Below are 20,053 nucleotides of genomic sequence, written 5' to 3'. Positions count from 1 at the left end.
GCCACAGCGATGTGGCCTTTTTCTTTTCTGTCAGGCGTTCTTCGCCAGAAACTCTTCAAACGACTCGGTATCCGCAGCTTCGATTTCACGCTGACGCACCACCGATGCCTCGCGCTCTGCCACGAAATCCTCTTCGCTTAAGACTTCCAGCGGCTCCTGCTGCAGCATGTCGCGATACTGTGCGGCAAGCGAACGGCCGGTTCCACCGATACCTTGATCAATCATAGAACGCAGAATGCGCGCTGAGAACGTCAGTTCCGGGTTATCAAACGATTCGACCAGCTGATCGCACACCTTTTGATACTCCTCGCCGCCGTAAACGCTGTCCATCGTCTGCGCCACGCGTTTGAGATCGCGGAACAGATCTTTGCCGACTTTCGCCAGTGGGAACTGCGCCGTTTCACAGCCGATACCCAGCGTCAGGCCCGGCTTGCGCCCTTCCAGAATCACACGATTCCAGTTGGTGCGCGTACAGAGCAGTTCATCAGAACTCATCTCTGGCGCATCCGCCAGGACACACCAGACCATAAACAGATCCAGGAAACGCACCTGCTGCTCGTCGACGCCAATTGGCGAGAACGGGTTGATGTCCAGCGAGCGCACTTCAATGTACTCAATGCCGCCGCGCTCCAGCGCATCTGACGGCGCTTCGCCGCTACGCGTAACGCGTTTCGGGCGGATCGGCGCGTACAGCTCGTTTTCAATCTGCAGCACATTGCTGTTGATCTGCAGGCGCTTACCGTCTTTCTCAAGGCCGATTTTCTCGTACTCTTCCGACGGTGTTTTGATCGCTCGCTTCAAGCCTGCCACATATTCGTGCAATTCGTTAAACGTAATTCCGAGATTGCTTTGCGACTTATTGGTATAACCAAGGTCACTCAGGCGCAGAGAGGTGGCGTACGGCAGGTAATACATGCCGCAATCGGTCTTCTCAAACGGCAGTGTGGTCGGTTTGCCCTGCAAGAACGAGGAGCAAATCGCCGGTGAGGCACCGAACAGGTACGGAATCACCCAGCCAAAGCGGTAGTAGTTGCGGATCAGACGGAAATACCCCGCCGAGATCGCCTCTTTATCCGTTTCGCCGCACTTCGCCTGCCAGAACGCCATCGGCAGCGAGAAGTTGTAATGCACGCCGGAGATGGTCTGCATTAACGCGCCGTAGCGGTTTTTCAGGCCTTCGCGATAGAGCGTTTTCAGACGGCCAATGTTCGAGGTGCCGTATTGCGCCAGCTCAATATCCTGCCCCTGCTCGATATAACACGGCATGCTCAGCGGCCACATGCGCTCATCGCCCAATTGACGGGCGGTAAAGCGGTGAACGTCACGCATCAGAGTCAGCATGTGGTCAATGTCGCCATCGACGGGCGTAATGAACTCAAGCAGCGCTTCGGCGAAGTCGGTGGTGATCCATTTATGTGTCAGCGCAGAGCCTAGCTCTTTCGGATGGCCGGTTGTTGCCAGACTGCCATCTTCATTCACGCGCAGTGTTTCGCGCTCAAGCCCACGCTGAATCCCCTTCAGGGCCTGAGGGTGTTTTTCCAGCCAGGCCAGCGCCTGTGATACGTCCGGGATCAAATTGACCTCCCGCCTGTCAAAATAAGAGTTATCCAGCATAAATTGTAATGGTTGACGATTGAAGGTCGCTTTTTCATTCCACCAATTAGTGCCACCACGTCATGCCCTGCAGGGTTGCCAGTGCCACGAGGACATAGCGCAACGCCTTGCCAAGGCATAAAAAAAAGAGCACTGGTCCCCAGGAGATGCGCATCCATCCCGCCAGCAGACACAGTAAATCGCCTATAACAGGCATCCAGCTTAGTAAAAGCGTGGCAGCACCATAGCGTTTAAGCCAGCCTGCTGCCTTTTCCTGCCAGCGTGATGTTTTACGCAGCGGAAAGAAACGCCCAAGAATAACGTTAGTCAGCCCTCCAAGGCTATTACCCATTGTTGCTATTACTACCAACAGCCAGGGCTGACTCACACCAGATAACAGCATCGCGACCAGCACAACTTCCGAATTACCCGGTAAGAGTGTGGCACTTAAAAAACTGCTGGCAAATAAAGAGGCGAGTGACAGCAGGTCACTCACAGCAGGCGAACATCCACAGCGTCCATTCCGGCGTCACGCGCGGCCTGAATGCCAAAGTCTGCATCCTCAAACACCACGCACTTATACGCCGGAACGCCCATCAGTTCCGCGCAAAGCAGAAAGGTGTCCGGAGCGGGTTTGTGGTTTTGAACATGATCGGCGGCGACAACCGCAGAGAAATAGTGACGCAAGCCCAGATGATTGAGTAGCGCTTCCGCAACAGCACTTTCACTTCCCGTGCCAACGGACATCGGACGACGACCGTGCCACTCTTTGACAACGTCAATCAGCGGAAGCGGACGAACGGTGTCTAAAAGCATGGCTTTGACGGCATCGGTTTTTTCACGGGCCAGCAGATGGGGGTCGAGATCGGCGTGGTTTAGCTCAATCACGGCCTGAGCGATTCGCCAGGTGGGTGAGCCATTCAGCGCAACCATCGCCTGTAAGTCGAACGTCATGCCATAACGACCCAGAACGTCATTCCAGGCTTTACGGTGTGTGGGTTCGGTATCCAGGATGGTGCCATCCATGTCGAAGATCAGACCGTCATACTGTGCGTACATCGTGCTCTCGCCAAACGATTAACAAGACATTACTTTATCGTAAACGAGGATTTTTGTCGCTGATTCTGGTTGTAATACAAAGGGGATGGTGAGTAATTGAACTGTGGTGGAGATACTGAGGAGAAATGGTGCATCCGGGAGGATTACTCGGCTGCGCCTCACCCGACGGGCCGTTGCTAAAGCAACGTTATCCTCCCTGGTACTCGCGAGCATCTCGCAGACCTTGAAACAACAGCGTGGCTGCTATCTCGGAGAATATGGTGCATCCGGGAGGATTCGAACCTCCGACCGCTCGGTTCGTAGCCGAGTACTCTATCCAGCTGAGCTACGGATGCATCTGGGGGTACTGCTAATGACATAGTAAATGGTGCATCCGGGAGGATTACTCGGCTGCGCCTCACCCGATGGGCCGTTGCTAAAGCAACGTTATCCTCCCTGGTACTCGCGAGCATCTCGCAGACCTTGAAACAACAGCGTGGCTGTTATCTCGGAGAACATGGTGCATCCGGGAGGATTCGAACCTCCGACCGCTCGGTTCGTAGCCGAGTACTCTATCCAGCTGAGCTACGGATGCATCGGGATTTACTATTTTACTGCTTGATACGTCATATCACTTCTAAAGCAATATGAAGTAATAGATGGTGCATCCGGGAGGATTCGAACCTCCGACCGCTCGGTTCGTAGCCGAGTACTCTATCCAGCTGAGCTACGGATGCATCAGGGGGTACTGCTTTTACTGCTGATTCAATGTCACTCAACAAGCCGCAACACTGAGAATGATGGTGCATCCGGGAGGATTCGAACCTCCGACCGCTCGGTTCGTAGCCGAGTACTCTATCCAGCTGAGCTACGGATGCAAAATGGCGGTGAGGCGGGGATTCGAACCCCGGATGCAGCTTTTGACCGCATACTCCCTTAGCAGGGGAGCGCCTTCAGCCTCTCGGCCACCTCACCACACAACGCCTCTTTCGAGTGCTTCGAGTAACTCGTTAAGAGCTTCTCGTCGCTGCGTGGCGCATATATTACTTTCTGGGACTTATAAGTCAAACAATTTTCCACAAGCTTTTATCGTTTGCACAAATCACACTCAATTCGCATGTAAAAGCCGCAAAGAGGGTGTTTTATAAACGGATTTTGCGGACATCAGTACAGAAATCCTCGGGCAAAATTGCGGTCTTTGAGCGAGATAAGGGTTTGAGAGAGACAAAAAATGGAAGGAATGAAATCGAACGGTAACTTTATGCAGGAAGAATATCGAGAGCGTTGCGTCTCGCCGGGCGGCGAGACGCGATAATATCAGTAACTGGACTGCTGGGATTTTTCAGCCTGGATACGCTGGTAGATCTCTTCACGATGGACAGAGACTTCTTTAGGGGCGTTCACACCAATACGTACCTGGTTACCCTTCACCCCTAAAACTGTCACGGTGACCTCATCCCCAATCATGAGGGTCTCACCAACTCGACGAGTCAGAATCAGCATTCTTTGCTCCTTGAAAGATTAAAAGAGTCGGGTCTCTTGTATCCCGGCATTATCCATCATATAACGCCAAAAAGTAAGCGATGACAAACACGTAATGTGTAAGCAGTCACGGCATCACATTCTGTTAAACGTAAGTTTAGCCGATATACACAAACTCAACCTGACTTTATCGTTAGCGATAGCGTAGTGATAAAAACGCCATAACGGTGAAGTTATGGCGTCTTTTTACGCTTTGTAATTATTACAGTTTAGCGCTTACCCAGCTTTCAACGCTGGCCAATGCTGCTGGAAGTGCTGCCACATCCGTACCACCGGCTTGTGCCATGTCGGGACGACCACCACCTTTGCCACCCACTTGCTGAGCGACCATGCCAATCAGTTCCCCTGCTTTCACGCGGTCAGTCACATCCTTAGAGACGCCCGCAATCAGAGAAACCTTACCTTCAGCCGCTGTCGCCAGAACGATAACCGTTGAACCGAGCTGGTTCTTGAGATCATCAACCATGGTACGAAGCATCTTAGGTTCAACGCCTGCCAGTTCGCTGACTAGCAGTTTAACACCTTTAATTTCAACCGCTTTGCTGGAGAGATTTGCGCTCTCCTGCACCGCAGCCTGCTCTTTCAGCTGCTGCAGCTCTTTTTCCAGCTGACGAGTACGTTCCAGCGCGCTACGTACTTTCTCACCCAGATTGTGGCTGTCGCCTTTAAGCAGCTGGGCAATGTCGTGCAGTTGGTCGCTTTCAGCGTGCAGGCTGGCGATCGCGCCTTCACCGGTCACGGCTTCGATACGACGTACGCCAGCGGCAGTGCCTGATTCAGAGAGGATACGGAACAGGCCGATATCACCCGTACGTGAGGCGTGAGTACCGCCGCACAGTTCGGTGGAGAAATCCCCCATGCTCAGGACGCGAACGCGCTCGTCGTATTTCTCGCCGAACAGCGCCATCGCCCCTTTCGCTTTCGCTGCTTCGAGATCCATGATGTGGGTCTCGATTGGCAGGTTACGACGAATCTGGGCGTTGACCATATCTTCCACCGCGCGGATTTCAGACGGTTTCATCGCTTCGAAATGCGAGAAGTCAAAGCGCAGCACTTTGTCGTTCACCAGAGAACCTTTCTGAGCAACGTGCGTACCGAGCACATCGCGCAGGGCGGCATGCATCAGATGCGTTGCAGAGTGGTTCAGACGAATGCGCGCGCGGCGAGCTTCATCCACTTCGGCTTTCACGCCTGTGCCGACTTTCAGGGAACCTGAAGCCAGTTTGCCGACGTGACCAATTGCCTGGCCGTATTTCTGGGTGTCAGTGACGGTGAAGGCAAAATCGCTACCTTTTAGCTCGCCTTTATCGCCCACCTGGCCGCCAGACTCCGCGTAGAACGGCGTTTTATCCAGAACGACAACCGCATCCTGGCCTGCGCTGATGCTATCCACGGCTTTGCCGTCAACAAACAGTGCGGTCACTTTACCGGTCAGTTCCAGATGGTCGTAACCCTGGAATTCAGAAGCGCTATCGACGCGAATCATCGCGTTGTAGTCTGCGCCGAAACCACTGGATTCACGCGCACGGCGGCGCTGCTCTTCCATTGCGGCTTCAAAGCCCGCTTCGTCGACTTTAATATTACGTTCACGGCAGACGTCAGCAGTCAAATCGACCGGGAAGCCGTAGGTGTCGTACAGACGGAATGCGGTGTCACCATCCAGCGTATCGCCGGACAGTTTAGAGAGTTCTTCGTCCAGCAGCGCCAGACCGCGCTCAAGGGTGCGCGCAAACTGCTCTTCTTCGGTTTTCAGCACCTGCTCAACCTGCGCCTGCTGGCGTTTAAGTTCGTCGCCCGCTGCACCCATGACGCCAATCAGTGGCCCCACCAGTTTATAGAAGAAGGTGTCCTTCGCGCCCAGCATATTGCCGTGACGGATCGCACGACGAATGATACGACGCAGCACGTAGCCACGGTTTTCATTCGACGGGATAACGCCGTCAGCAATCAGGAAGGCACAGGAACGAATGTGGTCTGCAATGACGCGCAGAGATTTGTTGCTCAGATCGGTCGCACCGGTCACTTCAGCCACGGATTTAATCAGGGTGCTGAACAGATCGATGTCGTAGTTGGAGTTCACGTGCTGCAGAACCGCGGCGATACGCTCCAGACCCATACCGGTATCTACGGATGGCTTCGGCAGCGGCTCCATGGTGCCGTCAACCTGACGGTTGAACTGCATGAAGACGATATTCCAGATCTCAATGTAGCGATCGCCGTCTTCTTCTGCGGTGCCCGGAGGTCCGCCCCAGATGTGGTCGCCGTGATCGTAGAAGATCTCGGTGCAAGGACCGCATGGACCGGTGTCACCCATCTGCCAGAAGTTGTCAGACGCATATGGCGCGCCCTTGTTATCGCCGATGCGAATAATGCGCTCACGCGGGATACCGACTTCTTTTTCCCAGATTTCGTAAGCTTCATCATCGGTTTCGTAGACGGTCACCCACAGACGCTCTTTCGGCAGGTTGAACCAGTTTTCACCGGTCAGCAGTTCCCACGCGTATTGAATGGCGTCATGTTTAAAGTAGTCGCCGAAGCTGAAGTTACCCAGCATCTCGAAGAAAGTATGGTGACGTGCGGTGTAACCGACGTTTTCCAGATCGTTGTGTTTACCGCCCGCACGCACGCAACGCTGTGACGTTGTGGCGCGGGAATAATTACGCTTGTCGAGACCAAGGAAAACATCCTTGAACTGGTTCATCCCGGCGTTGGTAAACAGAAGAGTCGGGTCATTGTTCGGTACCAGGGAGCTGCTGGCAACAACCTGGTGTCCCTTACTATGGAAAAAGTCGAGAAACGCCTGACGGATCTCAGCGGTGCTCTTGCTCATAATTATCCTGAAATCAAGCTAACGAAATGTCGCAGCCAGCCTGTCTCTGTTGATGCCTGGACGGACTGACTACTGGAAAAAGTGGGAATAAGATAAGTTTTCTTGCAAGGGAAGTAAAATCCCGCATGCGCTCAATCGGCAAAATTACGCCATATATCCTGAATATCTTCCATCAGGAAGCCGCGGTACAACAAAAATCGCTGGATTTTAACTTTTTCTGAAAATTCACGCGGCAGGGGTTCACCGTATTTACGAATCGCCTGCTCGCGGGCCAGCTCACACCAGTCAATGTCGCACTCACGCATGGCCTCATCGATGGCCGCACGCGCGATACCTTTTTGGTTTAGCTCCTGACGGATCCTGGCCGGGCCATAGCCCTTGCGGCTCCGGCTGGCGATAAAGCGCGTCACAAAACGACTGTCATCGAGATAACGGTACTCGTAGCACCAGGCAATGACGCGATCATAATCTTCTGCCGTAGCGTCGATTGCTTCCGGGCCGTTTTTTCCCATCACGGGCGCGGAGAGTTTACGGCGCAGCTCTTGCTCGCTGTGATCGCGTACGGCAAGAATGCGCACAGCTCTATCCAGTAAACGGGCGTAGGCAGGGCGGCGCGAGGTGTTTTCACTCATAACAAACCCGCTGTTTTATAAATGCAAAAAGGGCCGCAATCGCAGCCCTTGTTTTTAGACGAAGAGATTAGAAATCTTCTTTGGTTTCTTCAGCATCAGCGCTATCGACAACGAAGTCAGGCTTAGAGTCCTGGTTGTTGAGAAGCAGTTCGCGCACTTTCTTCTCAATTTCTTTCGCTGCCGCCGGGTTTTCTTTCAGCCAGGAGATTGCGTTTGCTTTGCCCTGACCAATTTTGTCGCCGTTGTAGCTGTACCAGGCGCCCGCTTTTTCAATCAGCTTCTCTTTCACGCCCAGATCCACCAGCTCGCCGAAGAAGTTAATGCCTTCGCCGTAGAGGATCTGGAACTCAGCCTGCTTGAACGGCGCAGCGATTTTGTTCTTCACGACCTTCACGCGGGTTTCGCTACCAACGACGTTATCGCCCTCTTTCACCGCACCGATACGGCGGATATCCAGACGGACAGAGGCGTAGAACTTCAGCGCGTTACCACCGGTAGTGGTTTCCGGGTTACCGAACATGACGCCAATCTTCATACGGATCTGGTTGATGAAAATCAGAAGCGTATTGGATTGCTTCAGGTTACCAGCCAGTTTACGCATCGCCTGGCTCATCATACGTGCCGCGAGGCCCATGTGAGAGTCGCCGATTTCGCCTTCGATTTCCGCTTTTGGCGTCAGCGCGGCAACGGAGTCGACAACCAGTACATCTACAGCACCTGAACGCGCCAGGGCGTCACAGATTTCCAGTGCCTGCTCACCCGTATCTGGCTGAGAGCAGAGCAGGTTGTCGATATCAACGCCCAGTTTACGTGCATAGACTGGGTCCAGCGCGTGTTCGGCGTCGATGAACGCACAGGTTTTACCTTCGCGCTGTGCGGCTGCAATGACCTGCAGCGTCAGGGTCGTTTTACCTGAAGATTCCGGCCCGTAGATTTCTACGATACGGCCCATTGGCAGGCCGCCCGCACCCAGTGCGATATCCAGAGAAAGCGAACCGGTGGAGATGGTTTCCACGTCCATGGAACGGTCTTCACCCAGGCGCATGATGGAGCCTTTACCAAATTGTTTTTCAATCTGGCCGAGTGCTGCCGCCAACGCTTTCTGTTTGTTTTCGTCGATAGCCATTATTACTCCTGTCATGCCGGGGATGTGCGCCGGATAGTGAATTCTGTTCTGTTGGTGCAATTATACTGTATGGTCATACAGTATCAAGTGTTTTGTAGAAATTGTTGCCAGAGCATTTTTAACGCATATTCCGTCGCCTGTCGGCGCACGCTTTCACGGTCACCGCTGAAGCATTCGCGGAAGGTAAGGCCCTGCCCCTGGGAAGTGGCAAAACCAAACCAGACGGTGCCCACAGGTTTGACATCACTGCCACCGTCCGGCCCGGCAATACCGCTGATGGCGATCGCGTAGTCCGCACGCGCCGCTTTGAGCGCACCAATCGCCATTTCCACCACCACCGGTTCGCTGACAGCGCCATGCTGTTCCAGCGTCGATTCGCGCACGCCAATCATCTGCGCTTTGGCTTCGTTACTGTAGGTCACAAAACTGCGTTCGAACCAGGCGGAGCTTCCCGCAATATCCGTAATCACTTTTGCCACCCAGCCGCCGGTGCAGGATTCAGCCGTCGTCAGCGTCGCGCCGCGCTGCTTCAACGCCTGGCCCACAACTTCGCTCAGCTGCATCAATTCATGGTCAGTCATCATCGCTTTAGGCTCCTGAAAAACATGCAGCACAAGATAGCACTTTCTCATGGGATATGGGGATGAGGTTCCGGTTTTACGAGGAGGCTTCAGAAAAAAGCCGATGCGGTCGCATCGGCGTGGAAAGGCTGATTATTTCATGCTGTCGGCGAGGGTATTGACGTTGTGGCGAAACGCATTCACGTAAGTATCCGCCACGCCACCTTTGGCGGAAAGCGCTTCAGGATAAAGCTCTCCACCCGGCTGCGCGCCCGTCGCGCTGGCAATCTGCTTCACCAGACGCGGATCGAGCTGGTTCTCCATAAACCAGGTTTTGACGCCATCGGCTTTAATCTGGTTGATGATCTCCGCCACCTGCGCGGCGCTGGCCTCGCTCTCAGAGGAAAGGCCTTGCGGGGCCATAAATGTCACGCCGTAGGCGCGGCTGAAATAGCCGAAGGCGTCATGGCTGGTGAGGACTTTGCGCTTCTCCTGCGGGATCTGGCTGAAGCGCGATTTCGCCCATCCGTCGAGCTGTGTCAGCTGCGTAATATAGGGTTTGCCCGTGGCCTCCAGCGCCGATTTCTCATCCGGATCGGCACTGACCAGCCCTGCCAGAATATTTTGTGCATACAGCGCGCCATTCGCAGCGCTATTCCAGGCATGCGGATCGGTCACGGTTTTGCCGTCCTCCTCCAGCGTATGGGTTTTCACCCCTTTTGATGCCACGACCAGCGTGCCTTTAAAACCTGACGCTTTAACCAGGCGATCCAGCCACCCTTCCAGCCCAAGCCCATTCACAACCACCACGTCCGCTTTGCTGAGCGCCGCGCTGTCTTTTGGCGACGGCTCGAAGGTGTGCGGATCGCCGTCCGGCCCCACCAGCGTCGTCACTTTTACATGGTCGCCGCCCACTTCTTGCGTGATGTCACCCAAAATAGAAAAACTGGTTACCACGTTCAGCGTTTTTGCCAGCGCGCCTTGCGACAACAGCCCCAGCGCAAGCGCCATCATTACCCCTGTCTTCTTCATCATTTCCCCTTGCGTTAAAAATGCGCACGCAGCCTGCTGCGCGAGCCACATAAAACCGAAATAAAGAACCAGCCGCTGGCCGTCAGCACAATGGAAGGCCCGGCGGGCAGACTCACCGCCCACGACAGGCTCAATCCGAGCCAGGCGCAGAACACGCCGCTGACGCCTGCCATCAGCAGAAGCCCCGGTAACGTGCGCATCCAGCAGCGAGCGGCAACAGCAGGCAGCATCATCAGCCCTACCGCCATCAGCGTGCCGAGGACCTGGAATCCGGCGACCAGATTCAGCACCAGCAGCGCCAGGAATAAACCGTGCAGCAGCGCGGGCAGCCAGCGTTTGTTGGCCTGCAGCCACGCGGTGTCAAACGCCTCGGTCACCAGCCCGCGGTAAAACAGGGCCAGCAGCATTAAGGTCAGGGCGCAGACACCGGCGACAAACAGGGCCGCGCTGTTATCCACCGCCAGAATCGAGCCAAAAAGCAGATGCAACAGATCGACATTCGAACCGCGCAGCGAAACCAGGGTCACACCCAGCGCCAGCGAGCCCAGGTACAGCCCGGCGAAACTGGCATCCTCTTTCAGGGGCGTGCGTCGGCTGACTAAACCTGCCACCAGTGCCACGACGATCCCGGCGATAAACCCGCCGATACTCATCGCCAGCAGAGACATTCCACTGACCAGATACCCCACCGCCACGCCCGGTAAAATGGCGTGCGACAGCGCATCGCCCATCAGACTCATACGCCGCAGCAACAGAAAAACACCGAGCATTGTGGTGCTGACGGACAACGCCAGGCACACCACCAGTGCGCGGCGCATAAAGCCGTATTCGATAAACGGCTGGAAGAAAATATGCCAGATCATGCGACTCTCACCCGCTCCGCGCCCCAGTGGGGTATCGCCGTATCCAGCCGCAACGTCTGCGGGAAATGGCGCGATACACGCTCGCTGTCATGCAGCACCGCCAGCACCGTTTGCCCGCTCAGATACATCTCCAGCATCAATTCCATCAGCACATTACAGGTGGCTTCATCGACCCCCGTGAACGGCTCATCCAGCATCACCAGCGGTGCCTGCTGCACCAGCACTCTGGCGAACAACATGCGCTGAAACTGGCCACCCGATAGCTCGTCGATGGTGGCGGCTGCAAGATCCTGCAGGCCGACGCGCTCCAGGGCATGGGCGATTTCCAGACGGGTTTCGCGTCGAAAAGCCGCCAGCAGCGAAATCTGCGGCCAGCAGCCCATACTCACTACGTCCTGAACCGTCAGGGGGAACTGCGCCTCCAGCATATGACGCTGCGCCAGCCAGCCGATCGTCGGGCGTTTCTCGCGCCAGCGAAATCCCCCACTAACCGGCGGAATAAATCCCGCCAGGGTTTTGAGGAGTGTCGATTTGCCGCAGCCGTTCGCGCCGACAATCGCCGTCATACTGCCGCGTTCGATCACGCCATTCAGCGTTTGCGTGACGGGCTGGCGGTCATACCCTGCCACCAGATTTTGCAGTTCAATCATGGGAGAACCACCGCCCAGCGCACCACCAGGCCAATCAGCGCAATCAGAATCACCGCGAGTAACAGGCGATTGAGCGCAGAAAGAGAGAAGAGAGACATCGTTGCACCACCATTAAACGTTATAACATAACAATAATAAAATGCGATGCAGATGTAAACGCGAATAAAAGAGTGGGAGTGTGGCGAAATGTTTCTGTCGAAAGCGAGTGTTGCCCGGTGACGAATCGCTTACCGGGCAATACTCGTGGAGGGTGCGGGCCGGGTAAGACGAAACCGCCCCCCGGCAAAACGCAAGATTACTGACTAAACGGTGATGCCGCCGGTACGCGCGCCAGGGAAACCGCCTGGCCCAGCTGCCACACCGCCATCGCGTAGTGCGTGCTGTGGTTGTAGCGCGTGATGGTGTAGAAGTTCGGCAAACCGTACCAGTATTGGTAGCCAGTGCCGATATCCAGACGCAGCAGGCTGGCCGTCTGATGATCACCCAACGACTGCATTGGCGTTAAACCCGCCGCTGCCAGTTGCGACACGCTGTATTTCGTTTTGAAACCATTCTCAAGCCCAGGCGCCTGGCCGTTCGCCTGCACCGCCACCGGATCGCCCTTCACCCAGCCATGCGCTTTGAAGTAGTTCGCCACGCTGCCAATGGCGTCCACCGGATCCCACAGGTTGATATGCCCGTCGCCGTTAAAGTCGACGGCGTACTCTTTATAGGAGGACGGCATAAACTGGCCGTAGCCCATCGCACCCGCAAAGGAACCTTTCAGATCGAGCGGATCGTCCTGCTCGTCACGCGCCATCAGCAGGAAGGTTTCCAGTTCAGACTGGAAGTATTCCGCGCGACGCGGATAGTTAAAGGAGAGCGTCGCCAGCGCATCGAGAATACGGGTTTTGCCCATCACGCGGCCCCAGCGGGTTTCCACGCCGATAATCCCGACGATAATTTCCGGCGGCACGCCGTACACCTGCCACGCGCGCGTCAGCGCATCTTCGTATTGATTCCAGAACGCCACGCCGTTTTGCACGTTATCCGGGGTAATAAACTGTTTGCGATAGCGCAGCCACGCGCCGTTTGGCCCGGTCGGCACCTGCGCCGTCGGTGCCTGGCGGTCCATCAGACGCAGCACATAGTCCAGACGCTTCGCCTGAGACAGGATCTCGTGGAGTTGCTGTTTATTGAAACCATGTTTGTTCACCATTTTATCGATGAACTGCTCGGCGGCCGCGTTGTTGGCGAAATCCCCGCCCATCTGCATCATGTTGTGCTGCGGCTCAAGGAGAAAACCACCCGATGGGGCGCCCGCCGTCTGTTGAACTTCCTCTGTTTTCGGCTTACTGCTACAGGCAGCAAGCATAATCAGCGCGGGTAAGAGCGCTGCGTAACGACGCTTGACCATGAGACATCCATTTAACGAATTCGATAAGTGGCAAGTATGGTAAAGCATCCGCAATGCCTCAAGGAAGCGGTACTCACCTCCCCCGCAAAATCTTTACGCTCCCCCACGCAAATTGGTGCTTTTTTCATCCAAAAAGCCCTCTCCCCATCAATTAACTTTCAAAATAATCCATTTTTCTTTCATTGTGAGATCTAATTAACACTTTAAAACCTTTCAAAGTGATTATTATTAGCCGCAGTCAGACAAAAACAAAAAAGCCCCACAGGAGAGAAGAATGATAGAAACCATCACCCACGGCGCCGAGTGGTTTATCGGGCTGTTTCAGAAAGGCGGAGAGGTGTTCACCGGTATGGTGACCGGCATCCTGCCCCTGCTGATTAGCCTCTTAGTGATCATGAATGCGTTGATTAACTTTATCGGCCAGCAGCGTATCGAACGCTTCGCTCAGCGCTGCGCCGGCAACCCGCTGTCCCGCTATCTTGTTCTGCCCTTCATCGGAACCTTTGTTTTCTGCAACCCGATGACCTTAAGCCTCGGCCGCTTTATGCCAGAAAAGTACAAGCCGAGTTATTACGCCGCCGCATCCTATAGCTGCCACTCCATGAACGGCCTGTTCCCACACATCAACCCCGGCGAACTGTTTGTTTACCTCGGCATTGCCAGCGGCCTGACCACACTTGGCCTGCCGCTCGGCCCGCTGGCGGTGAGCTATCTGCTGGTTGGCCTGGTCACCAACTTCTTCCGTGGATGGGTGACGGATCTCACCACCGCCATTTTTGAGAAAAAAATGGGCATCCAGCTTGAACAAAAAGTCCATCTTTCAGGAGCCACAGCATGAGCCGTATTCGTATTGAAAAAGGTGAAGGCGGCTGGGGCGGCCCACTGGAGTTCGACACCGTTGCAGGCAAGAAAATCGTCTACATCACCGCAGGCACGCGTCCGGCGATTGTTGACAAGCTGCGCGACCTAACCGGCTGGGAAGCGGTCGATGGTTTCAAAGAGGGCGAGCCGCCTGAAGCGGAAATTGGGGTAGCGGTGATCGACTGCGGCGGCACGTTGCGCTGCGGCATCTATCCGAAGCGCCGTATTCCGACAGTGAATATTCACGCAACCGGTAAGTCAGGCCCGCTGGCGCAGTACATCCTCGAAGATATTTACGTGTCCGGCGTCAGAGAAGAAAACATTCGCCTGGTTGATGGCTCCCCTGCTCAGCCAAAAGCCGCGCCGCGGGATTACGACACCAGTAAAAAAATCACCGAGCAGAGCGACGGCCTGCTGGCGAAAGTGGGTATGGGAATGGGGTCGGCCGTCGCGGTGCTGTTCCAGTCAGGGCGCGACACCATCGATACCGTTCTGAAAACCATTCTGCCGTTTATGGCGTTCGTTTCGGCGCTTATTGGCATCATCATGGCGTCCGGTCTGGGCGACTGGATTGCCCATGGCCTCGCCCCGCTCGCCAGTCATCCGCTTGGGCTGGTGACGCTGGCGCTGATCTGCTCCTTCCCGCTCCTGTCGCCGTTCCTCGGGCCGGGTGCGGTGATTGCACAGGTTATCGGCGTGCTAATTGGCGTGCAAATTGGGCTGGGCAATATCCCTCCTCACCTCGCCCTTCCGGCTCTGTTTGCGATTAACGCCCAGGCGGCGTGCGACTTCATTCCCGTTGGGCTGTCCCTTGCCGAAGCGCGTCAGGACACCGTGCGCGTGGGCGTGCCGTCCGTGCTGGTCAGCCGTTTCCTGACGGGCGCCCCGACGGTGCTGATTGCCTGGTTTGTCTCCGGCTTTATTTATCAATAAGAGGTTCCTGCGATGACCGTGATTTACCAAACCACCATTACCCGCATCGGCCAGAGCGCAGCCGATGCGTTGAGCGACCAGATGCTGATTACCTTCCGCGAAGGGGCGCCAGCGGATATCGAAGAGTTTTGCTTTATCCACTGCCACGGCGAGCTAAAGGGCGAGCTGAAGGTCGGCAGCCAGCTGGAGCTGGGTGACGCGCGCTATGCCGTCACCGCCGTCGGCGACGTAGCTGAACAAAACCTGCGCGAGCTGGGGCACATCACGTTGCGTTTCGACGGCCAGCCGCAGGCGGAATACCCCGGTACGGTTCACGTGGATGGCCCGGTGCCGCAGGCTGTTACCACCGGCTGCACATTAAAATTTGTTGCGTAATTTAAGGAGAATCATATGAGTCAGGTTGCCGTTGTCATTGGTGGAGGCCAAACCTTAGGCGAGTTCCTCTGCCGTGGGCTTGCTGCAGAAGGTTACCGCGTGGCGGTTGTGGACATTCAGAGTGAAAAAGCCGCCCGCGTGGCGGACACCATTAACACTGAGTTTGGTGAAGGGATGGCATATGGTTTTGGTGCCGATGCCACCAGCGAGCAGAGCGTGATGGCGCTCGCTCAGGGCGTGGACGAGATTTTTGGCCGCGCCGACCTGCTGGTTTACAGCGCGGGAATAGCGAAAGCGGCCTTCATCAGCGACTTCGCGCTGGGGGATTTTGACCGTTCGCTGCAGGTGAACCTGGTCGGCTATTTCCTCTGCGCACGCGAGTTTTCCCGCCTGATGATCCGCGACGGCATTCAGGGGCGCATCATTCAGATCAACTCAAAATCCGGCAAAGTGGGCAGCAAGCATAACTCCGGCTACAGCGCAGCGAAATTTGGCGGCGTCGGGCTGACCCAGTCTCTGGCGCTGGATCTGGCCGAATACGGGATTACCGTGCATTCACTGATGCTTGGCAACCTGCTGAAATCGCCAATGTTCCAGTCTCTGCTGCCGCAATACGCTACCAAGCTTGGCATTAACGCTGATGAGGTGGAGCAGTATTACATCGATAAAGTGCCTTTGAAGCGCGGCTGCGACTATCAGGACGTATTAAATATGCTGCTGTTTTATGCCAGCCCGAAAGCCTCTTATTGCACCGGGCAGTCAATTAACGTCACCGGCGGGCAGGTGATGTTCTGATTAAACAGGCTAACGTCTCCCCTCTCCTCGTAAGGGAGAGGGAATACCAAAGGAGCGAAAATGGTTACCGCACTCATCACCGTCGCCGCCATCGCCTGGATCTGCCAGATGGCGTTTGGCGGCTGGCAAATTCACCAGTTTAACCGGGCGTTCGATGCCCTGTGTCAGAAAGGCCGCGTGGGCGTTGGGCGCTCAGGCGGACGCTTTAAACCCCGTGTGGTGGTGGCGATTGCGCTGGACGAAGACAACAACGTCTGCGATTCACTGATCATGCGCGGGATGACCGTATTTGCCCGACCGGCGAAAATCCAGGCAATCAACGGCATTTCATTGCAGGAATTACAGCCTGATGTGATCTTTCCCCATGATTCACTCTGTCAGAATGCACTATCATTAGCGCTTAATCTGAAACATGGATAATTTCGTTTTGAAAGCTATAGGCTTGCGAAATTATCATTTCGCAACCTAAGGAACGAAGCGCCTATGAAACCACGTCAGCGGCAGGCGGCCATTCTGGAGCATCTGCAAAAGCAGGGAAAATGCTCGGTAGAGGATTTGGCCCACTACTTTGACACCACCGGCACGACAATACGCAAGGACCTGGTATTGCTCGAAAACTCTGGCGCAGTCATTCGAACCTATGGCGGAGTGGTACTCAACAAAGACGAAGCCGATCCGCCGATTGACCATAAAACCCTGATCAATACCCACCAGAAAGCGCTGATTGCCGAAGCCGCCGTCCAGTTTATTCACGATGGCGACTCTATCATTCTCGATGCGGGCAGCACTGTCCTGCAGATGATCCCGATGCTCAGCCGCTTTAATAACATCACGGTGATGACCAACAGCCTGCACATCGTCAATGCCCTGTCCGAGTTTGACAGCGAGCAGACCATCCTGATGCCCGGCGGCACCTTCCGTAAAAAATCGGCATCTTTTCACGGCCAACTGGCGGAGAACGCCTTCGACCATTTCAGCTTTGATAAACTCTTTATGGGCACCGACGGGATTGATCTGAACGCGGGTGTGACCACCTTCAACGAGGTGTTCAGCGTCAGCAAGGCCATGTGCAACGCCGCACGGGAAGTGATCCTGATGGCGGACTCGTCCAAGTTTGGCCGCAAAAGCCCCAATATTGTCTGTAGCCTTGAAAGCGTCGATACGCTGATTACCGACGCAGGCATCGACCCGGTGTTCAAAAAAGCGCTGGAAGAGAAAGGAATCGACGTGATCGTAACCGGAGAGAGAAATGAGTGATTTTCTGCTAAACACAGGCCGTCAGACGTTAATGCTGGAGCTTCAGGAAGCCAGCCGCCTGCCGGAAAGGCTGGGCGACGATTTTGTGCGCGCGGCCAATACCATCATCCACTGCGAAGGCAAAGTGATTGTCGCGGGTATCGGGAAATCCGGTCATATCGGGAAGAAAATAGCCGCCACCCTCGCCAGCACCGGCACGCCCGCGTTTTTTGTTCATCCCGCCGAAGCGCTGCATGGCGATCTGGGGATGATTGAAAGCCGTGACGTCATGCTGTTTATCTCCTACTCCGGCTCAGCGAAAGAGCTGGATTTGATCATTCCGCGTCTGCAGGAAAAATCGGTCGCTCTGCTGGCTATGACCGGAAAATCGCGCTCGCCGCTGGCGCTGGCCGCCAAAGCCACGCTGGATATCTCCGTGGAGCGCGAAGCCTGCCCGATGCATCTCGCGCCAACGTCCAGCACCGTCAACACCCTGATGATGGGCGATGCGCTGGCGATGGCAGTCATGCAGGCGCGCGGTTTTAACGAAGAAGATTTTGCCCGCTCACACCCGGCCGGCGCGCTGGGCGCACGTTTGCTGAATAAAGTGCATCATCTGATGCGTACGGACGACGCCATCCCGCAGGTTAAACTCACCACCAGCGTGATGGACGCAATGCTCGAACTGAGCCGCACCGGGCTGGGGCTGGTTGCCGTGTGTGATGACAACGGGCTGGTCAAAGGGGTCTTTACCGACGGCGACCTGCGTCGCTGGCTGGTGGGCGGCGGCAAGCTGGAAGCGGTCGTCAGCGATGCTATGACCACCGGCGGCCTGACGCTCAACGCCGAAAGCCGCGCTATCGAAGCCAAAGAAGTGCTGATGAAGCGCAAAATCACCGCCGCCCCGGTGGTCGATGACAGCGGCAAACTGTGCGGCGCCATCAACCTGCAGGACTTCTATCAGGCCGGGATTATCTAACCCTTCAGCCCAAGACGTTTCGCCAGCCTATGCAGGTTGGCGACGTCCATCTCTAACGCCCGCGCACAGGCCGCCCAGCTACGGTTATTCTGCTCCAGCGCGCGGGTAATCATCTGACGTTGAAACGCTTCCGTGGCCTCACGCAGGTTGGCATTGCTCATCGCTGGCACGTCCGGCTGTGAGACAGGCACCGCCTCGTCGTGCAACGCAAAATGCGCCGCGTGGATCACCACCTCATCGCCGATGCGCGTCGCGCGCGCCAGCACCACCGCGCGATGGATCGCATGCTCCAGCTCGCGCACATTGCCCGGCCAGCCATAATTCAGCAGATGCCTGCGCGCACCGGGGCTTAACACCACGCGCGACAGCCCCATTTTCAACCGGCACTGCTCACAGAAATAGCCCGCCAGCAGAACCACATCCTCGCCACGCTCGCGCAGCGGCGGCACGAAGAGCGGGAACACGCTTAAGCGATGGAACAGATCGGCGCGGAAATTGCCCGCCAGCACCTCTTCGCGCAGATCGCGGTTGGTCGCCGCCAGCACGCGCACATCCACCCGCAGGCTGCGGTCGTCACCCACGCGCTGAATATCGCCGTACTGCAACACGCGCAGCAGTTTGGCCTGCAACGCCAGCGACAGCTCACCAATTTCATCGAGAAACAGCGTGCCGTTGTCGGCCATTTCAAACTTACCGCTGCGGTTGCTGATGGCCCCGGTAAACGCCCCTTTCACATGGCCGAACAGCTCGCTCTCCGCCACGCTTTCCGGCAGCGCGGCGCAGTTCAGATACACCAGCGGATTGACCGCGCGCGGCGAGCCTTCGTGGATCGCCTTCGCCACCAGCTCTTTCCCGGTGCCGGTCTCCCCGCTGATTAAGACGTTCAGATCCGACGCCGCGACAATCTCGATCTCTTTTTTCAGCTGCGCCATACCCGGCGACAGGCCAATCATTTCCGTGTGCGCGACCTGCTCAAACACCGCCGGACTGCCCGGCAATATGTTCTGGCTCTCCAGTTGCTCAATCAGCAGCGCGTTATTAAGCGCCCCGGCGGCCAGCGCGGCAATCAGCCGCAGCTCTTCGTCGCTGAAGGTATCGAACTGATCCGGCTGCAGGCCATCGAGGGTCAGCGCGCCAATCAGATTTTGTCCGGCAAACAGCGGCAAACCGATACAGGCGTGGACCTTCAGGCTCTCCTGGCCAGGAATCAGGCCGTCGTAGGGATCGGGCAGATCGCTGTCCGCCGGGAAACGCACCACGTCACCCGCGCGGGCGATGGTCTCCAGACGCGGATGGCCCTCCAGGGTGAAGCGCCGCCCCAGCACGTCCTGCGCCAGCCCGTCGATCGCCAGCGGAATAAACTGTCGCCCTTCGTAGCGCAGCAGCGCCGAGGCATCGCACTCCAGCACATGACGCAGGGTTGAAATTAACCGCTGGAAACGATCCTGATGGCCGATACCGGTCTGTAATTCAATGGCGATCTTCGCCAGCACATCTACGGAAAAGCTCATTTGCGCCTCGCTGTCATTTTGACAATGCATACTGTCATATTGACCATAAAACAGATAGTCATTCTGACTACCCCTTGCGAGTGATATTCTTAAAAAGCGTT

The 20,053-nt window shown here is 56.0% G+C and carries 20 protein-coding genes and 5 tRNA genes; 7 read left to right on the top strand and 18 right to left on the bottom strand.

What is annotated here, in order from left to right; translation table 11 throughout:
- Positions 1-30: 30 nt before the first annotated feature.
- The 17 genes from gshA to mltB all read right to left on the bottom strand — a co-directional run bounded on the left by gshA (position 31) and on the right by mltB (position 13,262).
- Positions 31-1,575, bottom strand: a complete 1,545-nt coding sequence (gshA, locus tag OVA10_RS07355; RefSeq protein WP_100780830.1) for a glutamate--cysteine ligase — start codon at positions 1,573-1,575, stop codon at positions 31-33.
- Between the two features lie 85 nt (positions 1,576-1,660).
- Complete coding sequence (locus OVA10_RS07350; RefSeq protein WP_095283032.1) at positions 1,661-2,089, bottom strand: YqaA family protein; 429 nt, start codon at positions 2,087-2,089, stop codon at positions 1,661-1,663.
- Positions 2,086-2,652, bottom strand: a complete 567-nt coding sequence (gene yqaB, locus OVA10_RS07345) for a fructose-1-phosphate/6-phosphogluconate phosphatase (protein ID WP_142503613.1) — start codon at positions 2,650-2,652, stop codon at positions 2,086-2,088. The genes OVA10_RS07350 and yqaB overlap by 4 nt, the downstream gene beginning before the upstream one ends.
- Before the next feature lie 258 nt (positions 2,653-2,910).
- Positions 2,911-2,987, bottom strand: a tRNA-Arg gene (locus tag OVA10_RS07340).
- A gap of 162 nt (positions 2,988-3,149) precedes the next feature.
- Positions 3,150-3,226: transfer RNA gene (locus OVA10_RS07335), tRNA-Arg, on the bottom strand.
- Positions 3,227-3,291: 65 nt separating this feature from the next.
- Positions 3,292-3,368: transfer RNA gene (locus OVA10_RS07330), tRNA-Arg, on the bottom strand.
- 64 nt (positions 3,369-3,432) lie between these two features.
- Positions 3,433-3,509: transfer RNA gene (locus OVA10_RS07325), tRNA-Arg, on the bottom strand.
- A 4-nt stretch (positions 3,510-3,513) separates the two neighbouring features.
- Positions 3,514-3,606, bottom strand: a tRNA-Ser gene (locus OVA10_RS07320).
- A 342-nt stretch (positions 3,607-3,948) separates the two neighbouring features.
- Entirely contained in the window at positions 3,949-4,134 is a 186-nt protein-coding gene (gene csrA, locus OVA10_RS07315; RefSeq protein WP_000906486.1) for a carbon storage regulator CsrA, read from the bottom strand.
- Positions 4,135-4,375: 241 nt separating this feature from the next.
- Complete coding sequence (alaS, locus tag OVA10_RS07310) at positions 4,376-7,003, bottom strand: alanine--tRNA ligase (protein ID WP_268195693.1); 2,628 nt, start codon at positions 7,001-7,003, stop codon at positions 4,376-4,378.
- A 131-nt stretch (positions 7,004-7,134) separates the two neighbouring features.
- Positions 7,135-7,635 (bottom strand): recombination regulator RecX, encoded by a 501-nt coding sequence (gene recX, locus OVA10_RS07305; protein ID WP_129035028.1) that lies wholly within the window; start codon positions 7,633-7,635, stop codon positions 7,135-7,137.
- 67 nt (positions 7,636-7,702) lie between these two features.
- Positions 7,703-8,761, bottom strand: a complete 1,059-nt coding sequence (recA, locus tag OVA10_RS07300; RefSeq protein WP_100779179.1) for a recombinase RecA — start codon at positions 8,759-8,761, stop codon at positions 7,703-7,705.
- An 83-nt stretch (positions 8,762-8,844) separates the two neighbouring features.
- Positions 8,845-9,342, bottom strand: coding sequence for a nicotinamide-nucleotide amidase (pncC, locus tag OVA10_RS07295; RefSeq protein ID WP_268196873.1), 498 nt, complete (start codon positions 9,340-9,342; stop codon positions 8,845-8,847).
- Between the two features lie 132 nt (positions 9,343-9,474).
- Complete coding sequence (locus OVA10_RS07290; protein WP_231275172.1) at positions 9,475-10,353, bottom strand: metal ABC transporter substrate-binding protein; 879 nt, start codon at positions 10,351-10,353, stop codon at positions 9,475-9,477.
- A gap of 14 nt (positions 10,354-10,367) precedes the next feature.
- Positions 10,368-11,216 (bottom strand): metal ABC transporter permease, encoded by an 849-nt coding sequence (locus OVA10_RS07285; protein ID WP_123428733.1) that lies wholly within the window; start codon positions 11,214-11,216, stop codon positions 10,368-10,370.
- On the bottom strand, positions 11,213-11,866 hold the full coding sequence (locus OVA10_RS07280; protein ID WP_181826753.1) for a metal ABC transporter ATP-binding protein: 654 nt from the start codon (positions 11,864-11,866) through the stop codon (positions 11,213-11,215). Before OVA10_RS07280 ends, OVA10_RS07285 begins: the two co-directional genes overlap by 4 nt.
- A gap of 295 nt (positions 11,867-12,161) precedes the next feature.
- A complete protein-coding gene (gene mltB / locus OVA10_RS07275; protein WP_187469886.1) occupies positions 12,162-13,262 on the bottom strand; it encodes a lytic murein transglycosylase B in 1,101 nt (366 codons plus the stop codon).
- A gap of 274 nt (positions 13,263-13,536) precedes the next feature.
- On the opposite strand from mltB, the gene srlA reads away from it, so the two are divergent.
- The 7 genes from srlA (at position 13,537) to gutQ (ending at position 18,441) form a co-directional block, all read left to right on the top strand.
- Positions 13,537-14,100, top strand: coding sequence for a PTS glucitol/sorbitol transporter subunit IIC (gene srlA, locus OVA10_RS07270; protein ID WP_023333189.1), 564 nt, complete (start codon positions 13,537-13,539; stop codon positions 14,098-14,100).
- Positions 14,097-15,056 (top strand): PTS glucitol/sorbitol transporter subunit IIB, encoded by a 960-nt coding sequence (srlE, locus tag OVA10_RS07265; protein ID WP_123428731.1) that lies wholly within the window; start codon positions 14,097-14,099, stop codon positions 15,054-15,056. The genes srlA and srlE overlap by 4 nt, the downstream gene beginning before the upstream one ends.
- Before the next feature lie 12 nt (positions 15,057-15,068).
- Positions 15,069-15,431 carry a PTS glucitol/sorbitol transporter subunit IIA gene (gene srlB / locus OVA10_RS07260; RefSeq protein ID WP_268195692.1) on the top strand — a complete coding sequence of 121 codons (363 nt, stop codon included), beginning with the start codon at positions 15,069-15,071 and terminating at the stop codon, positions 15,429-15,431.
- A gap of 15 nt (positions 15,432-15,446) precedes the next feature.
- Complete coding sequence (gene srlD / locus OVA10_RS07255; RefSeq protein ID WP_100779172.1) at positions 15,447-16,226, top strand: sorbitol-6-phosphate dehydrogenase; 780 nt, start codon at positions 15,447-15,449, stop codon at positions 16,224-16,226.
- 60 nt (positions 16,227-16,286) lie between these two features.
- Positions 16,287-16,646 carry a transcriptional regulator GutM gene (gene gutM, locus OVA10_RS07250; RefSeq protein ID WP_100779171.1) on the top strand — a complete coding sequence of 120 codons (360 nt, stop codon included), beginning with the start codon at positions 16,287-16,289 and terminating at the stop codon, positions 16,644-16,646.
- A 63-nt stretch (positions 16,647-16,709) separates the two neighbouring features.
- Positions 16,710-17,483 carry a glucitol operon DNA-binding transcriptional repressor SrlR gene (gene srlR, locus OVA10_RS07245; protein WP_100779170.1) on the top strand — a complete coding sequence of 258 codons (774 nt, stop codon included), beginning with the start codon at positions 16,710-16,712 and terminating at the stop codon, positions 17,481-17,483.
- Positions 17,476-18,441 (top strand): arabinose-5-phosphate isomerase GutQ, encoded by a 966-nt coding sequence (gutQ, locus tag OVA10_RS07240; RefSeq protein WP_107702960.1) that lies wholly within the window; start codon positions 17,476-17,478, stop codon positions 18,439-18,441. Before srlR ends, gutQ begins: the two co-directional genes overlap by 8 nt.
- Here the strand turns inward: gutQ and norR are convergent.
- Positions 18,438-19,952 (bottom strand): nitric oxide reductase transcriptional regulator NorR, encoded by a 1,515-nt coding sequence (norR, locus tag OVA10_RS07235; RefSeq protein WP_129035033.1) that lies wholly within the window; start codon positions 19,950-19,952, stop codon positions 18,438-18,440. The genes gutQ and norR overlap by 4 nt on opposite strands.
- Positions 19,953-20,053: the final 101 nt, after the last annotated feature.

The organism is Lelliottia sp. SL45, from assembly GCF_026672535.1.
GTDB lineage: Bacteria > Pseudomonadota > Gammaproteobacteria > Enterobacterales > Enterobacteriaceae > Enterobacter > Enterobacter nimipressuralis.
This window is presented reverse-complemented; position numbering and strand designations above follow the sequence as displayed.